Origin of the sequence: Meiothermus hypogaeus (genome assembly GCF_003574035.1) — a bacterium.
Taxonomy (GTDB): Bacteria; Deinococcota; Deinococci; order Deinococcales; family Thermaceae; genus Meiothermus; species Meiothermus hypogaeus.
The window spans coordinates 16,091-36,037 of record NZ_QWKY01000024.1; the positions used below are offsets into that span (position 1 = coordinate 16,091).

Sequence of the window (19,947 nt, forward strand, 5' to 3'; positions counted from 1 at the left end):
ATGCCAAAAACCGTAACACTTTTGGTTTTCAGCGCTGAGCTTAGGCCTCGTTAGCCTTCAATCACGATGGGCAGAATAACCGGGTTACGCCCGGTGTTTTTGGCGATGAATTTCTTGACCGGGTAGTAGATGTCGTCGCGGATTTCCTCGAGCCGCTTCTTCTCCCGCACCCCTCTATACAGCGAGTCCAGGGCCATCTTGCGAATCTCGCCCAGCAAACGCTCGCCGGCCTTCACAAATCCCTTGGAAATCACCTCGACCAGCGGATCGCGGCTGACCAGCGCGGTGATGATGACCACCCCCTCGGCAGCCATGTGGTTGCGGTCCTCCAGGATTTCATCGGTGATGTCGCCCACGCCCAGCCCATCCACATAGAGCTGGCCATGGGGTACCTTACCGTCAAACTCGATGTTGTTGGCCGTGAGCTTAATCAGACGACCGTTCTCGGGAATCAAAATTTTTTCGGGTGGCTGCGGAATGCTTTGGGCCAGCCACTTGAAATTGGTCTGGTGGCGGATTTCGCCGTGCCAAGGCAGCAAGAACTTGGGCCTGGCCAGGTTGAGCACGGTCTTGATCTCTTCGTGGCTGGCGTGGCCCGAGGCATGCACGCGGTAGCGCGGGGGGTAGAAGACATAAGCCCCCAGGGCGTAGAGCCTGTTAATGACAGTATTAACCGCTTCTTCATTACCGGGGATAGGGCTGCTGCTCAGAATAACTGTGTCGCCCTCCTTGATGCTCATCTTGCTGTGGGTGCCAGCAGCCAAGCGGGCGAGCACGGCTTCGGGTTGGCCTTGGGAGCCGGTGGTGATGACCAGCACCTGCTCATCGGGCAGGTCCTTGATTTCGTCCAGGGTGTAGAAGCGGTCTTTTTGCTTAAAGTAGCCGAGCTCGAGGGCAATCCGGGCATATTTGAGCATCGAGCGCCCTTCCACGGCAATCTTGCGCCCATACTTCTCGCCGGCTGTAACCACCGACTGAATACGATGAATATGTGAAGCAAAGGTGGTTACGAAGATGCGCCCTTTGGCGGCCCCAATCACCTTATCCAGTTCCTCTGCTACCTCGGTTTCGGTGGGGGTGATGCCGGGGCGCTCGCCATTGGTGGAGTCGGCAATCAGGCATAGTACCCCTTCGGTGCCCGCCCGGGCGATTTTTTCCAGGTGGGAGGTTTTGCCATCGATGGGGCGTTCATCGAGCTTGAAGTCTCCGGTGTGCACGATTTTGCCAATGGGGGTATGAATGACCATGCCGAAGTTGTCCGGAATGGAGTGGGTCATGCGGAATAAATCGAGCTGGAAGTAGCGCCCGATGGAGATGCGGTCGTCGGGGGAGACCTCCTTGAAGTTGTAGTCGCCCAAATTCAGTCCAAATTCCTCGAGCTTGCCCTTGACCAGCCCTAGGGTGAGCTTGGCCCCGTACACCGGAACCCGCGGCAACTGAGGAAACAGATAGGGTAGGGCGCCAATGTGGTCTTCATGGCCGTGGGTAAGCACCCAGGCCCGAATCAAGTCTTTGTGCTGAACCAGATAGTCAATGCGCGGAATTACGATATCCACGCCTAACATCCGGGCGTCCGGGAAAGCCAGGCCCCCGTCGATGATGAACATCTCGTCTTCGTAGCGGATGGCGGTGATGTTTTTGCCGATTTCACCCGTACCGCCCAGAAAGACAATTTCGACGGCGCTATCGGGTTTGCCCAGGATGACCGGCCCCTTGGGCTTGGGCCTTTCTTGCCGCTTGCGCGGCCCCCTGGGACGGCTAAAAGGTGGGTTGCTATTCATGGTTGCTCCAACGGATACACTGCATGGGTAGAAATGGATTTAACGCAGGCACTGGCTTGATTCAAGCCTGCCCACTGGACGTAAGCTGTCTGTGGCTTCTGGCATACCGGCGAGAACGCAGTAACCCGCAAACTTACAATCGGAAGGGTTAGCGTCTAACCGGAGGTTTGCGGGGGGCGACCAGGCCCTCGAGCTCCGGACGAATCAGATCCACCCGGCCCTGCTCGTCAATCTTGTTGACCTTGACTTTGAGCTTGTCGCCTAACTTGAGTACGTCTTCGACTTTCTCCACCCGGCCCTGGGCGAGCTGGCTGATGTGGAGCAGCCCGTCCTTCCCTGGCAAAATTTCGATGAAGGCGCCAAAGTTGGTGATGCGTGTGACGGTGCCCTCGTAGATTTCACCTACTTTGGCCTCGGCGGTCTGGCCCAGGATGCGGGCTTTGGCCTCCTCAGCAGCCGCTGCGTTGGTGCTGTAGAGCCGGATGGTGCCGTCTTGCTCGATGTCGATCTCCACGCCCAGCTCTTCCAGTGCGCGAATGTTCTTTCCGCCGGGTCCGATGATGCCGCCAATCTTCTCCGGGTTGATTTTCAAGGTCAGTATGCGCGGCACCTGGGGTTTCATTTCGGCTCGGTGGGTGGGAACGGCTTGTTCCATCAGGCTCAGGATGTGAAGCCGGGTTTCACGAGCCTGATACAGCGCGGCCCGCATGATCTCGGGGGTGAGCCCTTTGATCTTGATGTCCATTTGCAGGGCCGTCACGCCGTCGCGGGTACCGGTTACCTTGAAATCCATGTCGCCCAGCGCATCCTCGAGGCCCAGAATGTCGGTCAGCACAACAGCTTGGTCACCCTCCTTGATCAGGCCCATGGCCACACCGGCCACGTGCTTCCGGAGGGGTACACCGGCGTCCAGAAGGGCCAGGCAGCCCGCGCAGACCGTGGCCATGCTGGATGAACCGTTGGACTCGAGTACATCCCCCACTACCCGGATGGTGTAAGGGAACTCGTCCCTGGAAGGGAGCACCGCCCGCAGGCCGCGTTTGGCCAGGTTGCCGTGGCCTACTTCGCGGCGACTGACCCCGCGCAGGCGCTTGACCTCGCCGGTTGAGTAAGGGGGAAAGTTGTAGTGCACCAGGAAGGGCTCCTCGGTCTCGATGCCCAGGTCGTCTACCAACTGGGCGTCCCGCCCGGTGCCCAGTGTGACCACGCCCAGCACCTGGGTCTCGCCGCGGCTGAAGATGGCCGAGCCGTGGGGTTTGGGTAGTACGTTGCTCTCGATCCAGATGGGCCGCACCTGCTGGGGTGTGCGCCCGTCGGCCCGCTTGTTTTCCTGCAACACCAGTCGGCGTAGCTCCTGCTTGACTACCTCGTCGAAAGCCTCTGCTACCAGCTTGCGCCGCTCCAGATCCACCGAACCATCCTCCTGGCTGGGGACAAACTCATCCAGCAGAGCTTCGCTAAAGGCATCCAGGGCCGCCGAGCGTTCGCCTTTAGAAGCGGTTTGCAAAACGTTGGAAAGCCCCTTCTCGAGGGCCCGCTGGTAGAGGGCGGCCTGGGTTTCGGCGTCCAGCTTGGCTGGAGGTACGTGGGCAAACTTCTCCTTGCCCAGTTCGGCCCGCATCTGTTCCTGTAACTCCAGGATGGGCTGCATGGCCCGGTGGGCAAACTCGAGGGCCTGCACCAGCTGATCCTCCGAGACCTCCTGGGCGCCGGCTTCCACCATGATGATGGCATCCCTGGAGCCTGCTACCACCAGATCGAGCTGGCTGTTTTCCTGAACAACAGGGTTCAGTACCAGCCGCCCATCCTGTAAGCCCACCCGTACGGATGCAATTGGTCCGTCCCAGGGAATATCCGAAAGCATTAGGGCCGCGCTGGCCGCAATGGGTCCCAGGATGTCGGGGGTGTTTTCCTGGTCGGCTGAGAGCACCGTCAAAAGAACCTGCACCTCATGCCGAAAGCCTTTGGGAAAGAGGGGCCGAATGGGGCGGTCGGTCAACCGCGCCGAGAGAATAGCTTTTTCGCCGGGTCGTCCTTCTCGGCGCATAAAGCTACCGGGGATGCGCCCAACTGCGTAGTGCCTTTCTTCAAACTCCACCGTTAAGGGCAGAAAATCGGCCTGGATGGGGGTATCTGAGGCCTGGGCTGTGGCCATTACCACGGTCTCGCCATAGCTGACCCAGACCGAGCCGGCCACATGCTTGGCATATTTTCCGGTTTCAATCGTCAGGGTGCGACCCCCCACGTCCACGCTGTAGCGCTTACCTTGGGGTATTGGGTTGTCCTCGTTCATATTAGCTCCTGATGGCCCAGTTATAGCGCTGGGTACGCTTTAGGACAGGTTCAAAACGCTCCCGTACTTGAAGAGGGAGCGATGCATGAAGCGTTCGCTAGGGGCGTAGAATAGGCAAGGTTCGGTTGGATACATACTCAAGATGATGTGGCCCGTGCGCAATTACCAAAACCAGGGGGGCCCAGGCTTCAAGTTATCGGCGGAGCCACCCCCGGCCCCGCCTACCGAGTCATAATGTATTGTACATGATAGATAATGTCCGGGGTTGCCCCCGGACTTTTTTACTTGCGCAGCCCAAGCTTTTCGATCAGGGTCTTGTAGCGGGCCTTGTCCTTTTTTTCCAGATAGCTCAGCATCCGTTTGCGCTGCCCTACCAGGGTCAGCAAACCACGTTTGGCTGCAACGTCCTTGTTGTTAGCAGACAGATGCGAGGAGAGACGATTGATGCGCTCGGTCAGCAGGGCCACTTGCACTTCGGTCGAGCCGGTGTCGCCGGCTTTATGGGCGTGCTTCTCGATCACGCTAGCTTTATCTTCTTTGGTAAAGGGCATTCAGGTCTCCTTGTCGGGTGAGCCTCAGTACGCTGACCGAGGCTTCCTCATGACCCGCGAGGGGCCAACTAAGAAGTATAGCCGCGCTTGCGCGTGGGGTCAAGCAAAAACAGAATCATTGCCAGCAAGCTGAAAGCCGCACCCGTAAAAAAAGCCGTGCTGGCGTCAAAATGTTGCCACAAAAAGCCAAAAAGGGCGCTGGCTGGGAGCAGGAGTAGGCCCACCAGGGTGTGGTATAGCCCAATGGCGCTGGCTTTTTCTGTGGCCGGTATAATTTGTGCCAGATAGGCTCGGCTGCTGCCCTCGAAGGCAGCGCTGTAAAGCGCGTACAGCAAAAACAAGATGGTTCCGTGCCAGGCTAAAAAACTCAGTCCGAACCCCAGGTAGACCACGGCGTAAGTGGCAAACCCCCACAGCACCAAACTGCGTGCACCCACTCGGTCTGCCAACGACCCCAGTGGATATGCCATCAGGGCGTAGAGCAGGTTGTAAAAGGTGTAGACCAGGGTGGCCTGGGCTGCTCCTAGTCCCAGGTCGTTCAGGCGAAGTATCAGGAAAGCGTTGGAAGACAACCCCAGTGTAGAAACCCCCGTTACCAGCAAGAACCAGCGGTATTGAGGTGAAAACGCCGATAATCGAAGGGGAGGCAAGGGCCTGGCGAGGCCGCGCTTTTCCCGCAAAAAGAAGAGGATAATCAGTGTAGCCAGGACTGCAGGAATGGCCGAGACCCAGAACACCCCGCGAAAGTCTAGTAAGGGCAAAAGCAAGAAGGCCAGGAGTGGCCCAAGGGTAGCGCCCAGACTATCCATGGCCCGGTGGAGCCCATAGGCCCGCCCATAGCTATCCTGACTGGCTACCTCTGCAATCAGGGCGTCTCTGGGTGCAGTGCGAAGCCCCTTGCCTACCCGATCCAGAAAACGGTAAGTCAGGACCTGCCACGGGGCTACCGCCAGGGCCAGCACGGGCCTTAGTAAAGCCGGAAAGCCATAGCCCAACAAAATTAGCGGTTTTCGAGCTGCCATCCGGTCGGAAATGCGCCCCCCGATAACCTTGAACAGGCTGGCTGAGGCCTCCGCGATGCCCTCTACCAGGCCCACCACCGTTGTAGAAGCTCCCAGCACCCCGGTTAAGAACAGCGGCAGGAGCGGATAGACCATCTCCGAGGCGATGTCGGTAAACAGGCTGACAGTGCCCAGAATATAAACTTCACGGGGCAGCTTTTTCATGGCCTTCAATCTACTGCTTGTTGTACACACTGGGTCATCTGCGAAGGGTCGGGATGCTTTCAGAAGAGAAACGCCCCTGGCAAGGCCCAGGGGCATTTCTCAAGGGGGGAAGTCACCAGAGCCGTTGCCCTGGAACCGGGTTCATATTGGTAAACATTTGGAAGAGAACCGGGCCGTAGGCCAGCACCACCAACACTACGGCAATGCCAAACCAGAACCAGACCCGTTCGGTCATCAGGGCCAGACTGCTACCTTCCGGCTTGGAGATGACCTCTGAAAAAGGTACTTCAGACATCACCCGTTCGGGGTCGCGGCGGCTTTGCAAGGCTGTAGCGTAGATGACATAGAAGAACAGGATGGCCGCAATCAGCAGGATGACCCCCGACACGATGTTCAAGACCATCCAGGCCGAGCTTTCCCGGTAGGCTTCCATGGCGATGGGGCTCCCGGCGATGTGAGAGCGACGGGGCACGGCATACAAGAAGCCCATCCAGTGCAAAGAAAAGGTCATGATGAACATGCCCAGGAACCACAACCACTGTGAGGCCAGGGCCATGCCACGGGCCACCAGCGGTTTGCCGGTCAGGTGGGGAATTAGCCAGAAAGCCGTGCCCATGGCTGCCATGGTAACCAGGGTGCCCACCTGCAGGTGGAAGTGGCCGGGAATCCAAACCGTGTTGTGGATGTTCTGGTTGAGGTTGAAGCTAGCATTAACTATGCCCCCGGCACCCCCAGGAATGAAAGCCAGAAAACCCAGTAGGAAAGCCAGAACTGTGGGATTGTTCCACGGCAACGCGCCAATCCAACCCAGCAGGCCCTTACCCCCGTTGGCCCGACCGGCTACCTCGAGTGAAGCTGCGATGGTAAAGGCGGTGATGAGGCTGGGCACTGCCACCATCATGGTCAGGATGGTGTGGATCATCTTCCAGTAAGGAGCAATGCCGGGGTCGGCAAACTGGTGGTGGAAGCCCACCGGTACCGAAAAGAGCAAGAAGAGCAGGAATACCAGGCGCGAGAGGGGGTCAGAGACCAGCTTACCGCCTGCCAGTTTGGGCAGGGTAACATACGCCAGCGTATAAGCCGGCAGTAGCCAGAAGTACACTATGGGGTGACCGGTGTACCAGAACAGGGTACGCATCAGCAAGGGGTCCACCCCTGCCACCAGGCCCAGTGACCAGGCAATCAGAAAGAGCGCTTCCACCACCAGACCCAGGCTGGCCAGGAACCACATCAGCCAAAAGGTAACCGACATGTAGGTGGCCAGCGGGGTAATCTTGCCTGGGTTGGCTCTCTTCCAGCGCGACCACATCTCGAGAACCAGATAGATGCTCACGTAGCTGGAAAGTACGAAAAGGGCAGCGCCCACATAAAAAGCCCAGTGGGCTTTGAGGGGTGGATAAAAGGTGTAAAGCACGCTAGCAGCGTTGCCCAGCAACGGCAAAGCGGCAATAAGGAGGCCAATCAGCGCCATCCAGAACGAGACCCAGGCTAGGGTCATGTTGGGCCTGAGGCCCAGCTCTTTAGCCGGCAGGTAGACCATAATGGCCTGGCCAAATAGTTGCGTAAAAATGATGGCGTTTAGAACCCCGTGGATGGTCAGACCCTGATAGTAACTCTGGAAGACCGGTTTGAGGAAAGGATACAGATCTAGCCCACCGTAGTTAAAAGCCTGCAGGGGGCCAAACAGGGTGCCGACCATCAGGGCGATAAAGCCCAACATTAGCATGAACAGGGTGTACTTCTTTTCGGGTGCCCCCGCATACACATCTATTTTGGGAAAGGTTTTGACTGCCATCCAAAGCTCCTTTTATGGCTCCACGACAATTTTGCTGACCATGTTGGCGTGACCGATGCCGCAGTACTCGTTGCAGATGAGATTGTATTCACCTGGTTTTTTGAAGGTATAGCTTACTTTAGCAACCTCGCCCGGAATGACCTGCACGTTAATGTTGGTATTTTCAACCTTAAAACCGTGCTGGACGTCGGGTGAAGTGATGTAAAAAGTTACTTTTTGGCCTGCTTTAAATTTCATCTCCATAGGTAAATAGCCAAAAGAGAAAGCCTGGACGTAGGCCACATACTCATTGCCTACTTGCTCAACGCGCGGATTGGCGAAATCGCCTTCGGTGCGAACCTTGGTGGCATCGATGCGTGCTGCGCTCACAGGGTTGGTGTTGCCCATGGTAAGCATCATGTAGCCGATCAGGATGATGAAAACGGTAATCATGGCCAGACCAAAAAGGATCCAGGCCCGCTCATATCGCTCAATGACGTGTTCATGCTGTTCCATGGTCTAACCTCTCGCAAGATGTGTAAAGAAGTGGAAAAACCAGAAGGCCAAGATAAAAACTGTAACTACGCCAACAACAAACAAGGCGCCTATGGGTCGTTGCTCTTTTTCTTCCATAACGTGCTTCCCCCTTTGGGGAAGTCTAAGAACATGGTTAGAGGACATGTGTCCTAGGGAGGAAAGTCCCGGTTTATCGAGCGGGTAAGGGTATAAGCAACGTTGGGCATGGAGGGAAAGTCGGTTGGATGACAGTTGGAAAGCGCGTTATGATTGCGGGGTATGAGCCAACCCCCCCCCACTGTCAAGGCCTCGATTGATGCCATTCGTATGCTGGCCCTCGACGCTGTAGAGCAAGCCAAGTCGGGCCACCCGGGGATGCCCATGGGCATGGCCCCGGCGGCTTATGTGCTCTGGACGGAGTTTCTCAAGCACAATCCCAAAGACCCCAACTGGCCGGCCAGAGACCGCTTTGTGCTCTCGGCAGGCCATGGCTCCATGCTGCTCTATGCACTGTTGCACCTGAGCGGCTACGACCTGCCCTTAGAAGAACTCAAGCGCTTCCGCCAGTGGGATTCCAAAACGCCTGGGCATCCCGAGTACGGGCACACCCCCGGTGTGGAAGTCACCACCGGACCTTTAGGTCAAGGCATCAGCACTGCGGTGGGGATGGCGATTGCCGAGCGCAAGCTGGTGGCCGAGTTCGGCGAGATTGCCGAGCACTACACCTACGTGATCGCATCGGATGGTGATCTGATGGAGGGGGTGAGCGGTGAGGCCTCCTCACTGGCCGGGCATCTGCGGCTAGGAAAGCTGATTGTGCTATACGACGACAACGACATTTCAATTGATGGTCGTACCGAGCTGGCTTTTACCGAAGACCGTCTTAAGCGGTATGAAGCCTATGGCTGGCATGTGGTGCCGGGGGTAGAGGGGGAAGATCTGGGGGCCATTCGCGCTGCGCTGCGCGAAGCCCGGGCCGACCCCCGCCCAAGCCTGATCTCGGTGCGCTCGATTATCGGTTTTGGTTCGCCCTTGGCGGGCCACCACAAAGCCCACTCGGACGCTATGGGGCCTGAAAAAGTGGCCGCAACCCGCCAGGCTTTGGGCTGGCCTCATGCGCCTTTTGAAATTCCCGAAGAGATTTACGCCGACTACCGCCGTGCCCTGGAAAAGGGCGCGCAGGCCCAGGCTGAGTGGGAAGCCAAGCTCGAGGCCCTAGCCCAAGCGAGCCCCGATAAAGTTGCAGAGTTCCGGCGCAGAATAGAGCGCCAGCTGCCCCAGGGCTGGGAAGCGCACCTGCCCAGCTTTGCCGCTGGAGAAAAACTGGCTACCCGCGCTGCTTCCGGCAAAGTTCTGGAAAAATTGGTGCCGGTGCTGCCGGAACTTATGGGTGGCTCTGCCGACCTGACCCCCTCCAACAACACCCGCACCCCGGACATGACCGACTTTAGCCCGGACAACCCGGCGGGCCGGTACATCCGCTACGGGGTGCGTGAGCACGCCATGGGGGCCATCATGAACGGCCTTGCCCTGAGCCGGGCCTTGCGGCCTTATGGGGGCACCTTTTTGGTCTTTTCCGATTACATGCGCCCGGCTGTTCGCATGGCCGCGATTATGGGGGTTCCAACCATTTTCGTTTTCACCCATGACTCCATTGCTGTTGGGGAGGACGGCCCCACCCATCAGCCCATCGAGCACGTGATGAGCCTCAGGGCCATTCCCAACCTGTGGGTGATCCGACCCGCCGATGCGAACGAGACCGCCGTAGCCTGGAAAATGGCTTTAGAGCGTACCGACGGCCCTACCGCCCTGATCCTGACCCGCCAGGCCCTGCCGGTCCTGGACGGAGTGCGGCCCAAGGGGGTTGAGCGGGGTGGCTACATCATCTCCAACGTGCCCGAGGCCAAAGCGGCCATTGTGGCCACCGGCTCGGAGGTATCGCTGGCCCTCGAGGCCCAGAAACTCCTGGCCGAAGGAGGAATTGCGGTGCGGGTGGTCTCGCTGCCGTGCTGGGAAGCCTTCGAAGCCCAACCCGAGGCGTACAGGGAGGGGATTCTGCCCAGGAACCTGCCCACCCTGGCCTTAGAGGCCGGTACTACCCTGGGCTGGGAGCGCTATGCCCAGCGGGTAGTGGGTCTGGATCGGTTTGGGGCCAGTGCCCCTTTTGCTGATGTGTACAGTAAACTGGGTTTCACCAGGGAACGGGTGGCCGCCGAAGTTAGAGCCTTGCTGGGGGTCTAGATGATCCAGACTATTTTTGCCAACCTGCCCGCGTTGCTTTTTACCCTGGCCCTGGGGGCGGCCCTGCTGGGCTTGTTGATCTGGGCTTTGGCCTTGCAGGGAGCGGCCAGCAAGCGAACCGCGCTGTACTTCTGGGGCCTGGCTGTGGGATTGGCGCTGATTGGTATTATTCGGGCGATTGGCGGGTCGTAGGGATTGTTTTTCACAGCAACTCCTGGTTGGTGCACGGGTCTTGTGGTGGCTGAGCGGTGCGTTGAGTTTTTGCGCGATTCTCTGGACGCCACCGGGCGCAGTAGTAGACTGTAAGTCATGCCCAAACACGTAGTAAGCGTTTCCATCGGTTCCTCCAAGCGCAACTCCAGGGCCGAAATCCATGTGGAGAGCCTGGGTGAGACCTTTGTGCTCGAGCGCATCGGCACCGATGGCAGCTGGGAAAAGGCCATTGAACTGGTCAGGGAACTCGACGGCAAGGTAGATGCGTTTGGCCTGGGAGGAGCCGACTTGTATGTGTATGCTGGCAGCCACCGCTACACCTTCCGCGACGCGCAGCGCATGGCCGATGCGGCCCGCAAAACCCCCATGCTGGACGGTTCGGGGCTCAAGCACACCCTGGAGCGCAATGCGGTAAGGCTGCTCGAGCCCGAGATTGGCTGGAAGAGCAAGAAGGTGCTTATTCCCAGCGCGGTAGATCGCTTTGGGCTGGCCGAGGCGCTCGATGAGGCGGGGGCCCGGGTGCTCTACGGCGACCTGATTTTTGGGCTGGGGCTGCCCATTCCCCTCTATCGGCTATCGCTGCTGCAAAAAATTGCCTATATTCTGCTCCCCATCATCACCCAACTGCCCTTCCAGTGGCTGTACCCCACCGGCGAAAAACAGGAAAAGCAGGTGAAGGACTGGCGGCAGCGCTATTTTGAGTGGGCCGATGTGATTGCGGGCGACTGGCACTTCATGCGCCGCTTCATGCCCGAGGATATGCAGGGCAAGATTATCCTGACCAACACCACCACCCCCGACGACCTCGAGTTCATGCGGACCCGGGGGGTGGCCAGGCTGATCACCACCACCCCCCGCCTGGATGGGCGCAGCTTTGGCACCAATGTGATGGAGGCTTTTATTGTGGCGGTGGCGGGGAAGCATCCTTTGAGCGAGGCCGATTATCTGGAGTACATCGCCAAGCTCAACCTGCAGCCCGAGATCACGGAATTACAGCCCAAAGCCCAAAGCTGAAGGTCGAAAGCAAGAAGGTCTGCGGGGGTGGGTCTGCTACTCCCGTCCGGCGGTGAGTTTTTGGATGTAAGCGGCAAAGCCTTGCTCGTCGCCTTTGGCCAGATAGGCGGCTTGCTTGGCCCAGGTGGAGAGGCTTGGGGCAAAGCGCAGATTGGCGGCGGCCAGGGCGGTGCTCAGGGTTTCTGGTTTGGCCTTGGCAAGCTGGGCAAAGGTGGTAATGCCTGCCGCTTGCAGGGCTGCCGACATTTTGGGCCCGATGCCTTTGATGCGGGTCAGGTCGTCAGGAGAGGGTTTGGCTGGGGAACTCCTGGCTTTACTGACCGACGAAGCCGGGCCTCTGGTTTTGGGCTTTTCGGTTTTGGTGGCCCTGGCTCCGAACGAACCTTTCGAGCTTTGCGTCTCCGATGTAGACGTTTTTGTAGGGGTAGAAGAAGCACCTCTGGCGGAAGCTTTACGAGGTTCTTTGGTTTTTGCGGCTCCAGAAGCTGCAGGCTTGCCAGAGGCTCGAGCTCTGATGCGCTCCGTGGCCCTGCGAGGGGCAGCCCCGGCCTTGCGCGGGGTGGCTTTCCTGGGCGCAATTCGCGCCAGGTATTGTTCGACTACATAACCAGACGACTCGGCGGCCTTGTCTAGTTTTGCGACCAGGGCTGCCCAGGCTTTGCGCTCCTTCTTGACCTGAGTGGGAGCCTCACCCTCGGAAGTGGCCAATGTCAAGGACATCTGGCTCAGCCCCTTGAGCCAGTCTTGGTGGGCCTCTCGGTTGAAGTACACTGCGCCTTCGAAGCGGTTGACCTTCAAAAAGCCCTGCACCTCTGGGTCTTGGAACAGGCTATCCATCTGCTGATTCAATAGCACTGGGTTTTGCGCCAGCTCGGGATGAGCCAAGAGTAGCCTGACCAGGCCCACCGCGCGCCGCGCATCTGCTTCGCCCAGGCCCAGCTCGGCCAGGGTCTGCTCCAGAACACGTCCCAGGCGCCACTCGTCGAGGTGGGCGCGGCTCTCATCGGCCTTGCCCAGCCCGTGGGTGAAAACCCAGCCCAGCAGGGCACCGCTCGCGACCAGGTCACCCCGCTCCACCACCTTTAGCGCCCCTTCTAGGCGGCCCAGCACTTGCTGCACCGGCAACAGGGCGGGCTTGCTACCCAGATGCTGGTCAATGCCCCGGTACAGCGCCAGCAGCCTGCCCTGCACTTCTTCCTGTAGGGCTTCGTCCAGTGTACGGTCGCCTTCCAACAGCTTGCGCAACAGGGTGGGGTTCACCAGCTCGCGGAAGGGCCGCAGGATGGGCTCGAGCCAGAGCTCCTGCCGGGCTTCGTCCAGGCTGGGGACGCCTTGCCCGCCCAGCATCTGGGCCAGCCGGGCGTAGGTGCCGTCCTGGTCGTAGACCTCGCGCCAGTCCAGAAACACCTTGCGCTGATAGGGGCCGAGCTCGAGGTAGAGCCCCTCCTCGTGCAGTTCCTGGTTGTTGCGAATGAATTCGAGGCCCGTAACCCGGTCGCGGAAAATGCTGAAGGTGCGCCGGTCAAAGCTCAGTTGCAGCCCCTCCCCCAGGCCCACCTGTCGGGTTTCGCGCCCCTGAGGGGTCTTGAAAGGCTGACCCACCGAGCGCCGCACCCAGACCGAGGTATGAGTGTTTTTGTTGTGGTAGGCCACCAGCGCCCGTTCGCTACCGGCCCGGTTCGAGTAGACAAACACATCCTCGTTGACGGCCTCCCCAGCCAGCGCGTCATAGAGCACAAAGTTCTCCACTTCGGCAAATAGGTAGCGCTTCTTGAGCAGGGGAAAGATTTGCTGGTAGTGGTAATCCACCAGACCCTGGTCGGGGGTCTCGTCGTAGTAGGCACGGCGATACTCCATTCCGTAGCGCTCGGTAAAGCCCTCCACCTGCCCGTGGCCGAGCATGGGCAAGCCCGGTAGGGTGGCGCACAGGGTCATGACCCCAAAATACTTATCGCCCTTGCCGAACTGTTCTACGGCGGTTTTTTCGTCGGGGTTGTTCAGGAAGTTCACAAAGCGCTTCAGGATTTCCGGTTCGAACTCGAGGGTGTTTTTCATGATCTGCCGGTACTCAGCGTTTTTCTCGTCGCGCAACATGTTCATGAAGGCCGAGTTGTAGACCCGGTGCATCCCCAGGGTACGCACGAAGTAGCCTTCCATCATCCAGAAGGCTTCGGCCAGAAGCAGGGTGTCGGGTGCCTCTTGGGCAACCCGATCTACCACCTCGCGCCAGAACTCCACCGGCATAGCGGCATCGAACTGCTCTTTGGTCATGGCGTGCTCGGCCCGGCTGGGAATGGAGGCCCCCCAGGGCGAGCCGCCCGGCTCAGGCCACCACAGCCGCTGGATGTGGCGCTTGGCCAGGGTCATGGCGGCGTCGAAGCGGATGATGGGAAACTGCCGGGCCACGTGCAGTATGGTCTGGATCACCGCCTCGCGCACCTCGGGGTTGAGGTAGTTGAGCTGGGCAGTGTCGTTCCAGGGCATGGCGGTGCCGTCGTTGCCGTGATAAATGTAATGAACCTCGCCTGTGTGCCTATCTACCCGCTTGAACACCACCGCCGCGTCGGATTTGTCGTAGTAGTGGTCTTCCAGGAAGATGCTCACCCGCGCATCCTCCGACAAATCCGGCCCATTAAAGGTGTAGTTTGGGTAGGGGGGATAGGGGAGACTGATGAACCAATTGGGGTGCTCTATAACCCAGCGCCCATCAATCCCCACATGGTTGGGCACCATGTCCGAGGCCAGGCGGATGCCGCGCCGGGTGGCTTTTTGTCGCAGTATCTCGACTGCTGCCTCGCCACCCAGATCCTTTGCAATCACATAGTCGTACAGCGAGTAGGCCGAGGCCACTGCGTCGGGGTTACCCATCATCTGCTTGATGCGTTTGGAAGCCTTGCTGCGCTCCCACAGCCCAATCAGCCGCCCCAGCTTTGCAGGAGCTCGAGCTCTTCCTCGGGAATCTGGTCGAGGGTGGCGATCTCGCGGCGGTATTTTTTAGAGAGCTGATCCAGCCAGACAAAGACGTTTTTGGCAATCAGCACGCAGCGGGGCATCCAGTCCAGGTCGGCGCTAAAGGCTTCGGGCTCAGGTTCCAGAGCTAGCCGCCGCACATCCAGCAGCTCGCTTTCCCCGCCCCCACCCCCCGGCTGGTCGAAGTGGATGGGTACCGCAAACGAGCGTCTCTCCTCGCGAACCACATCCAGGCCGATCAGCATCCGGTAGTAGAAGCGTCCCAAGCTGCCCGCAAAGCGCTTTAGTAAGAACTCGAGCTGGGCCTCGAGGGAGTCGGGGTGCTGCAGGGCCGGCAGCCGCAGGGTTTTGAAGAGGGAGAGGCCGGTTTCGCCGAAGGGCGGTTGGCCCTCGAAGAAGGTTTCCAGGCTCTGGATGATGGGCAGGTAGGCGGTGGTGCGCTCGAGGTTGCCATCGTCGAACAACTCGCTAAAGGGGCTGAAGGCCGGGTTGGCATTGGCCATCCAGAGCATCAGCATCTCTTCCAGCAGAATCTCGTGGTTGGAGCGGCCCTCGGTGGTGTCCAAAAGATACTCTTCCAAGGTGATTTCGCCCCGGTAGACCCGTATGGGCGGAAACTCGGTAGCGAACGAGCGCAGGGCTTTTTCCAGCTCGTCCGGGCCGACGCTCTTTTCCAGCGCAGAAAGGGCTTGCTGTAGCACACCTGGATGCTGCTCCAGATATTGCCGCACCACAAAGTGCAGCATCTCGTCAATAAGGCCCATCGCATTGATCTGGCTGGCGCTCACGGCCTGCTCAGGGTGGCGCACCAGGTCGCGCTTGGCGTTCATGGCCTCGGCAAAGCGCCGCGCGGCCTGGAAGTTGGCGAAGATTACGTTTCCACTCAGCGAAAACAGCGAGAGGTCGAACTGGTAATAATCCCGTGCGCTTTTAGAAACGTGAAACTCGAGGGCACCGCGGCCTGGCTGATTGCAGCTCATACAATCCCTCCGCTCTGCTCCAAGTCTAACAGTCGGGGCATCCTGCCTCGGAGGCGTTCATCGAAGAAAGGCCGCGGCCAGAAGCCTCAATTTAGTAAAGCGAAGGCGGGGTAAGTTGTGAGAGAGAAGTCCACCCAACCGTCATGGAGCTTTAATCCACCCATTCCCCCCCTCGCATCAAGGGCTCGGCCAGGCCGCTTGGGGTAATGCCATCAACATCTACGTGCTCAGAGCCAATCATCCAGTCTATGTGAATCAGGCTATCGTTGGCCCCGGCGGCCCGTTTTTGCTCTGGGGTGAGGCCATGACCCCCCTCCAGGCATTCGTCGTAGCTGGCGCCCAGAGCAATGTGACTGGCCGCGTTTTCGTCGTAGAGGGCTTCGTAGAAAAGCAACCCTGTCTGGGAGATGGGCGAGCTATGGGGCACAAGGGCTACCTCGCCCAAACGCTGGGCCCCCTCGTCGGTCTGGAGCAGGTGCTGCAAAATCTCCTGGCCCTTTTCGGCCTGGGCCTCTACTACCCGGCCCTGTGCAAAGCGAACCCGGATGCCCTCGAGCAAATTGCCATGCAGGCTCAGGGGCTTGGTACTTTGCACCCATCCCTCCACCCGCTCGCGGTGGGGGGTGGTGAACACCTCTTCGGTGGGCATGTTGGGAATGCACCGCGCCCCGTTTTGGGCCTGGCCTGCTCCCCCCGCCCACACATGCCCCTCGGCCAGTCCTACGTGCAGGTCGGTGCCCGGCCCCCGGAAGTGCAAAGCAGCGTAGCGCCTGGCGTTGAGCTGCTGCACGCGACGCTCGAGGTTGTCGGTATGCACCTTCCAGGCTGCTATTGGATCGGCCTGATCCACCCGGCTCACCTTGAAAATAGCCTCCCAAAGCTGTTGCATCTGCCGGGACGGGGGGTCGTTTGGAAAAACCAGTTGGGCCCAGCGCGGCGAAGCGGCCCCAATGATGCACCAGTTGGTAGCAAAGCCGCTGATTCGATCCGAAAAGGGTTTGCTAAACCGGGCGGCGGTTTGCGAGGCCTGGCGAATCAGCTCGGGGTCTTGTCCGCGCAGGATTTCCGGGTCATCGGCCAGGATGCTCAGCCAGGCGTAGCCTTCGTCCAGGGCCTTGAGCCGCGCTTCAACCATGAAAGCTGCATACTCCTGGAAGGAATCCCGCGGCGCATGGCGATACCGCGCCAGGTTGAGCTGCTCGTCGTAGAGCTGGGTTACCACCAGCCTCGAGCCCGCCTTGTAGGCCTCCTCCACCACCAGGCGGGTGAACGGCAGCGCCTCGATGTTGGCGTTCACAAAAAGTTTCTGACCGGGTTGGAGTCCCACCCCTACCTTGACCGCAACTTCGGCGAAGCGCCGCAACTTTTCCTCAAAACTGGCTGACATGCCCATCAGCCTACCCTACGGCCAGGTGATTTGGGTCGAAAATGCAGGATATGGCCAATAGCCAGATGGCCGCTCGAGGAAGTCTTCTCTTGGTAAAAAGCATCATTGCGAGGAGCCGCATGCTTGCAGAGCAATCGCCGGCGATTTGATGGCCTACCTCCTACCAGGAAGCATTAAGCCCACTCGCAAGGGCGTAGACTTGAAAACACCTTCCGTTTTTCAGACCTAGAAGGCTTCAGGTTGTCTCACCATCAAACGAATCGGGCCGAACCCAAGGGCCCTCATGTAAACTAGCGCTATGCCGGAAGTGATGTCTGAACTTTTCATTCCCAAATCCCCCCAAGAGGTGTACGCCGCCGCGCGGGATCTCGCGGGCCTCAAGCCCTACCTCAAGGATGTGGAAACCCTGGAGGTACTGGAAGACCACGGAAGTACCTCGCGCACCAGGTTTGTGGCGGTGGCTATGGGTAAAAAAGTCCACTGGATCGAGGACGAGCGCTGGTTTGATGCCGAGCTGCGCAATGAGTTCGACAGCAAGGAGGGCGACTTTGATGTCTACCGCGGTTCTTGGACCTTCTTGCCCGAGGGTGAAGGCACCAGGGCGGTGCTTAGGCTCGAGTACGAACTCAATATCCCCATCTTTGGCGGATTGCTGCAAAAGCTGGTCAAAAAACTCATGCAGGAAAACATCGACGACCTGTTGCGCGGCCTCAAGGAACGCTGCACCGCGGCTTGAGGTGCTATACTCTACCCATGATGTTTGTTCCGCGATGTTAAGTGTGTCAACCTGCCGGGGTTATGGTGTGCCTGGGGCCACCAACCCGGCTTTTTTCATAGCTATTCCTTCATCACCGCCGGCGGGCTAAAAATGCCCAAATCTACTCCAAGAATGGAGCACCTCAATGCCTTTACAAATCTATAACACCCTTGCTAGGGCCAAACAGACCTTCGTTCCGGCCACGCCCGGCTACGTAGGTATTTACGTCTGCGGCCCTACGGTTTATTCCGACCCCCACCTCGGGCACGCCCGGGGCCCCATCGTCTACGACGTGCTGCGGCGCTGGTTGCGGTACCAGGGCTACAAGGTGCGCTTCGTTTCCAACATTACCGACGTGGGCCATCTTACCGACGATGCCGACGAGGGCGAGGACAAAATCCAGCGCCGCGCCAAGCTCCTTCGTCTGGAGCCCATGGAAGTAGCCGAAAAATACATGTGGAGCTACTTCGACGAGATGCAGGCCCTGAACGTGCTGCGCCCCGACATCACCCCCAGGGCTGCCGGGCACATTCCCGAGCAGATCGAGCTGACCGAAACCCTGGTCAAGCGGGGCCACGCCTATGTAGCCAACGGCTCAGTGTATTTTCGTGTCCGAAGCTGGCCCGAGTTTGGCAAGCTGTCCAACCGCGATATCGAGGAGCAGGAGGCCGGGGCGCGGGTCGAGGTGCGCGAGGAAAAGGAAGATCCCCGCGACTTTGCCCTGTGGAAGCGGGCCGACCCCGAGCACCTCATGCGCTGGAACTCGCCCTGGGGGGTGGGCTTCCCCGGCTGGCACATCGAGTGCTCGGCCATGAGCCTCAAATACCTGGGGGATGGCTTCGACATTCACGCGGGGGGCGTAGACCTGCAATTTCCCCACCACGAGGCCGAAATTGCCCAAGCCGAGGCCGCCGGACACCCTTTTGCCCGCTACTGGATGCACCACTACCACGTGCTCCTGAACGGGCAAAAAATGGCCAAGAGCACCGGCAACCTGGTTTCGCTGTCCGAGCTACGGGCTAAGTACGAGCCGATGTACATTCGGTTTTACCTGCTCAACAGCCACTACCGCAGCGTACTGGACTTTACCGACGAAGGTTTGGAGGCAGCCAAAAACGGCTACCTGCGCCTGCTGAACGCCTACCGGGAGGTGCACCGGCTCATCCATACTGCGCCGAGTGGCAAACACCCAGGTCTGGAACATGCGGTGGAAGAGGTGCAACGCGCTTTTGCTGAAGCCCTGGACGACGATCTGAATACCCCCCAGGCCATAGCCGCGCTGTTTAACTTCGTCACCGAGCTCAATAAAGCCCTGACCGGGCGGCCCGGAAGGGAGAGCCTGCAAAAAGCCGAAAAGGTTTTCTCGGAATTGGGCGAGGGGGTGTTGGGGCTGTTTCCTGCTCGAGTGCTACAAAACCAGTTGGGGAGCGCTTTGCTCGAGGGCCTGGTCAACTTACTGCTGGATATCCGGGAAGAGTCGCGCCGCAACCGCAATTTTGCCCTGTCGGATCGCATTCGGGATCGCCTGACCGAACTGGGAGTGGTCGTCGAGGACACCCGTGAAGGCCCCAAATGGAAGGTGGGTGTATAGATGCTTGTCCACCGCCTGGACGAAGATAGCGAATTGCGATTGCTGCAAGCTCACCATGCCGAGGCGCTTTATGCGCTGGCTGACCGTAACCGCACCTACCTGCGCCGGTGGCTGGCCTGGGTGGATAGTGCCCGCGATGTCTCGTTTATATCGAATTTTATTCGCGGCCGCCTGGAGGCGCTGGCCGCTGGCCAGGGCTACAGCCTCTCGATCTGGCATAAGGGTAGCGTAGCCGGAGTGGTGGGTCTGTACGACCTCGACCAGGCCGCCCGGAAGGCCGAGATCGGGTACTGGCTGGGCCAGGAATTCGAGGGCCTGGGCCTGATGACCCGCAGCGTCAGAGCACTGCTCGACTACGCCATTGGTGAAGTCGGCCTGCACCGGATTCAGATCAAAGTACATGTGGACAACCTGCGTAGCCGGGCCATCCCGGAGCGGCTGGGCCTGCAACTAGAAGGCCTGCTGCGCAACGACGGTACACTGCACGGCAAGCCTTGCGACCACGCCCTCTACGCCATCACCGACCAGGAGTGGGCTATCCGAAGCTCAAGCTGATAGAGTTGGCTTCTTTGATTATGAGCGGTACGGCGCTCCAGGACGTGCTTTCGTACATGATAGGCCGCACGACGCTTCGCTGGAAGAGGAAACCGTCC

Annotated in this window: 16 protein-coding genes; 6 read left to right on the forward strand and 10 right to left on the reverse strand. The window is 59.2% G+C overall.

Annotated features, from left to right (window positions below; all coding sequences use genetic code 11):
• Window positions 1-50: 50 nt before the first annotated feature.
• The 7 genes from Mhypo_RS08045 to Mhypo_RS18740 all read right to left on the reverse strand — a co-directional run bounded on the left by Mhypo_RS08045 (window position 51) and on the right by Mhypo_RS18740 (window position 8,306).
• Complete coding sequence (locus Mhypo_RS08045; protein ID WP_119340785.1) at window positions 51-1,781, reverse strand: ribonuclease J; 1,731 nt, start codon at window positions 1,779-1,781, stop codon at window positions 51-53.
• 148 nt (window positions 1,782-1,929) lie between these two features.
• Window positions 1,930-4,074 carry a polyribonucleotide nucleotidyltransferase gene (pnp, locus tag Mhypo_RS08050; RefSeq protein ID WP_119340786.1) on the reverse strand — a complete coding sequence of 715 codons (2,145 nt, stop codon included), beginning with the start codon at window positions 4,072-4,074 and terminating at the stop codon, window positions 1,930-1,932.
• 281 nt (window positions 4,075-4,355) lie between these two features.
• A complete protein-coding gene (gene rpsO, locus Mhypo_RS08055; RefSeq protein ID WP_119340787.1) occupies window positions 4,356-4,625 on the reverse strand; it encodes a 30S ribosomal protein S15 in 270 nt (89 codons plus the stop codon).
• 68 nt (window positions 4,626-4,693) lie between these two features.
• Complete coding sequence (locus tag Mhypo_RS08060; protein ID WP_119340788.1) at window positions 4,694-5,851, reverse strand: MFS transporter; 1,158 nt, start codon at window positions 5,849-5,851, stop codon at window positions 4,694-4,696.
• 112 nt (window positions 5,852-5,963) lie between these two features.
• Window positions 5,964-7,646 (reverse strand): cbb3-type cytochrome c oxidase subunit I, encoded by a 1,683-nt coding sequence (locus Mhypo_RS08065; protein WP_119340789.1) that lies wholly within the window; start codon window positions 7,644-7,646, stop codon window positions 5,964-5,966.
• Window positions 7,647-7,658: 12 nt separating this feature from the next.
• Window positions 7,659-8,141: a cytochrome c oxidase subunit II gene (locus tag Mhypo_RS08070; RefSeq protein ID WP_119340790.1), complete on the reverse strand. Its 483-nt coding sequence runs from the start codon at window positions 8,139-8,141 to the stop codon at window positions 7,659-7,661.
• Window positions 8,142-8,144: 3 nt separating this feature from the next.
• Window positions 8,145-8,306 carry a cytochrome c oxidase subunit 2A gene (locus tag Mhypo_RS18740; protein WP_307724515.1) on the reverse strand — a complete coding sequence of 54 codons (162 nt, stop codon included), beginning with the start codon at window positions 8,304-8,306 and terminating at the stop codon, window positions 8,145-8,147.
• A gap of 114 nt (window positions 8,307-8,420) precedes the next feature.
• Between Mhypo_RS18740 and tkt the strand changes: the two genes are divergently transcribed.
• The 3 genes from tkt (at window position 8,421) to Mhypo_RS08090 (ending at window position 11,609) form a co-directional block, all read left to right on the forward strand.
• Window positions 8,421-10,382: a transketolase gene (gene tkt, locus Mhypo_RS08080; RefSeq protein ID WP_119340791.1), complete on the forward strand. Its 1,962-nt coding sequence runs from the start codon at window positions 8,421-8,423 to the stop codon at window positions 10,380-10,382.
• On the forward strand, window positions 10,383-10,574 hold the full coding sequence (locus Mhypo_RS08085) for a hypothetical protein (protein ID WP_119340792.1): 192 nt from the start codon (window positions 10,383-10,385) through the stop codon (window positions 10,572-10,574). It begins immediately after the preceding gene.
• Window positions 10,575-10,691: 117 nt separating this feature from the next.
• Window positions 10,692-11,609 carry a quinate 5-dehydrogenase gene (locus Mhypo_RS08090; RefSeq protein ID WP_119340793.1) on the forward strand — a complete coding sequence of 306 codons (918 nt, stop codon included), beginning with the start codon at window positions 10,692-10,694 and terminating at the stop codon, window positions 11,607-11,609.
• 36 nt (window positions 11,610-11,645) lie between these two features.
• Here Mhypo_RS08090 and Mhypo_RS08100 read toward each other — a convergent pair whose 3' ends face one another.
• The 3 genes from Mhypo_RS08100 to Mhypo_RS08105 all read right to left on the reverse strand — a co-directional run bounded on the left by Mhypo_RS08100 (window position 11,646) and on the right by Mhypo_RS08105 (window position 16,946).
• Window positions 11,646-14,480 (reverse strand): DUF4332 domain-containing protein, encoded by a 2,835-nt coding sequence (locus Mhypo_RS08100; protein ID WP_240637165.1) that lies wholly within the window; start codon window positions 14,478-14,480, stop codon window positions 11,646-11,648.
• A 44-nt stretch (window positions 14,481-14,524) separates the two neighbouring features.
• Window positions 14,525-15,559, reverse strand: coding sequence for a hypothetical protein (locus Mhypo_RS18535; protein ID WP_240637166.1), 1,035 nt, complete (start codon window positions 15,557-15,559; stop codon window positions 14,525-14,527).
• Window positions 15,560-15,710: 151 nt separating this feature from the next.
• Window positions 15,711-16,946, reverse strand: a complete 1,236-nt coding sequence (locus tag Mhypo_RS08105; protein ID WP_119340807.1) for an aminopeptidase — start codon at window positions 16,944-16,946, stop codon at window positions 15,711-15,713.
• A 298-nt stretch (window positions 16,947-17,244) separates the two neighbouring features.
• Between Mhypo_RS08105 and Mhypo_RS08110 the strand changes: the two genes are divergently transcribed.
• From Mhypo_RS08110 to Mhypo_RS08120, 3 genes are all read left to right on the forward strand, one after another.
• The gene (locus Mhypo_RS08110; RefSeq protein ID WP_119340794.1) at window positions 17,245-17,682 is read left to right on the forward strand and encodes a type II toxin-antitoxin system RatA family toxin; all 438 of its coding nucleotides are present in this window, start codon (window positions 17,245-17,247) and stop codon (window positions 17,680-17,682) included.
• Between the two features lie 166 nt (window positions 17,683-17,848).
• Window positions 17,849-19,294, forward strand: a complete 1,446-nt coding sequence (cysS, locus tag Mhypo_RS08115) for a cysteine--tRNA ligase (protein WP_119340795.1) — start codon at window positions 17,849-17,851, stop codon at window positions 19,292-19,294.
• On the forward strand, window positions 19,295-19,849 hold the full coding sequence (locus Mhypo_RS08120) for a GNAT family N-acetyltransferase (RefSeq protein WP_119340796.1): 555 nt from the start codon (window positions 19,295-19,297) through the stop codon (window positions 19,847-19,849). It begins immediately after the preceding gene.
• Window positions 19,850-19,947 lie beyond the last annotated feature (98 nt).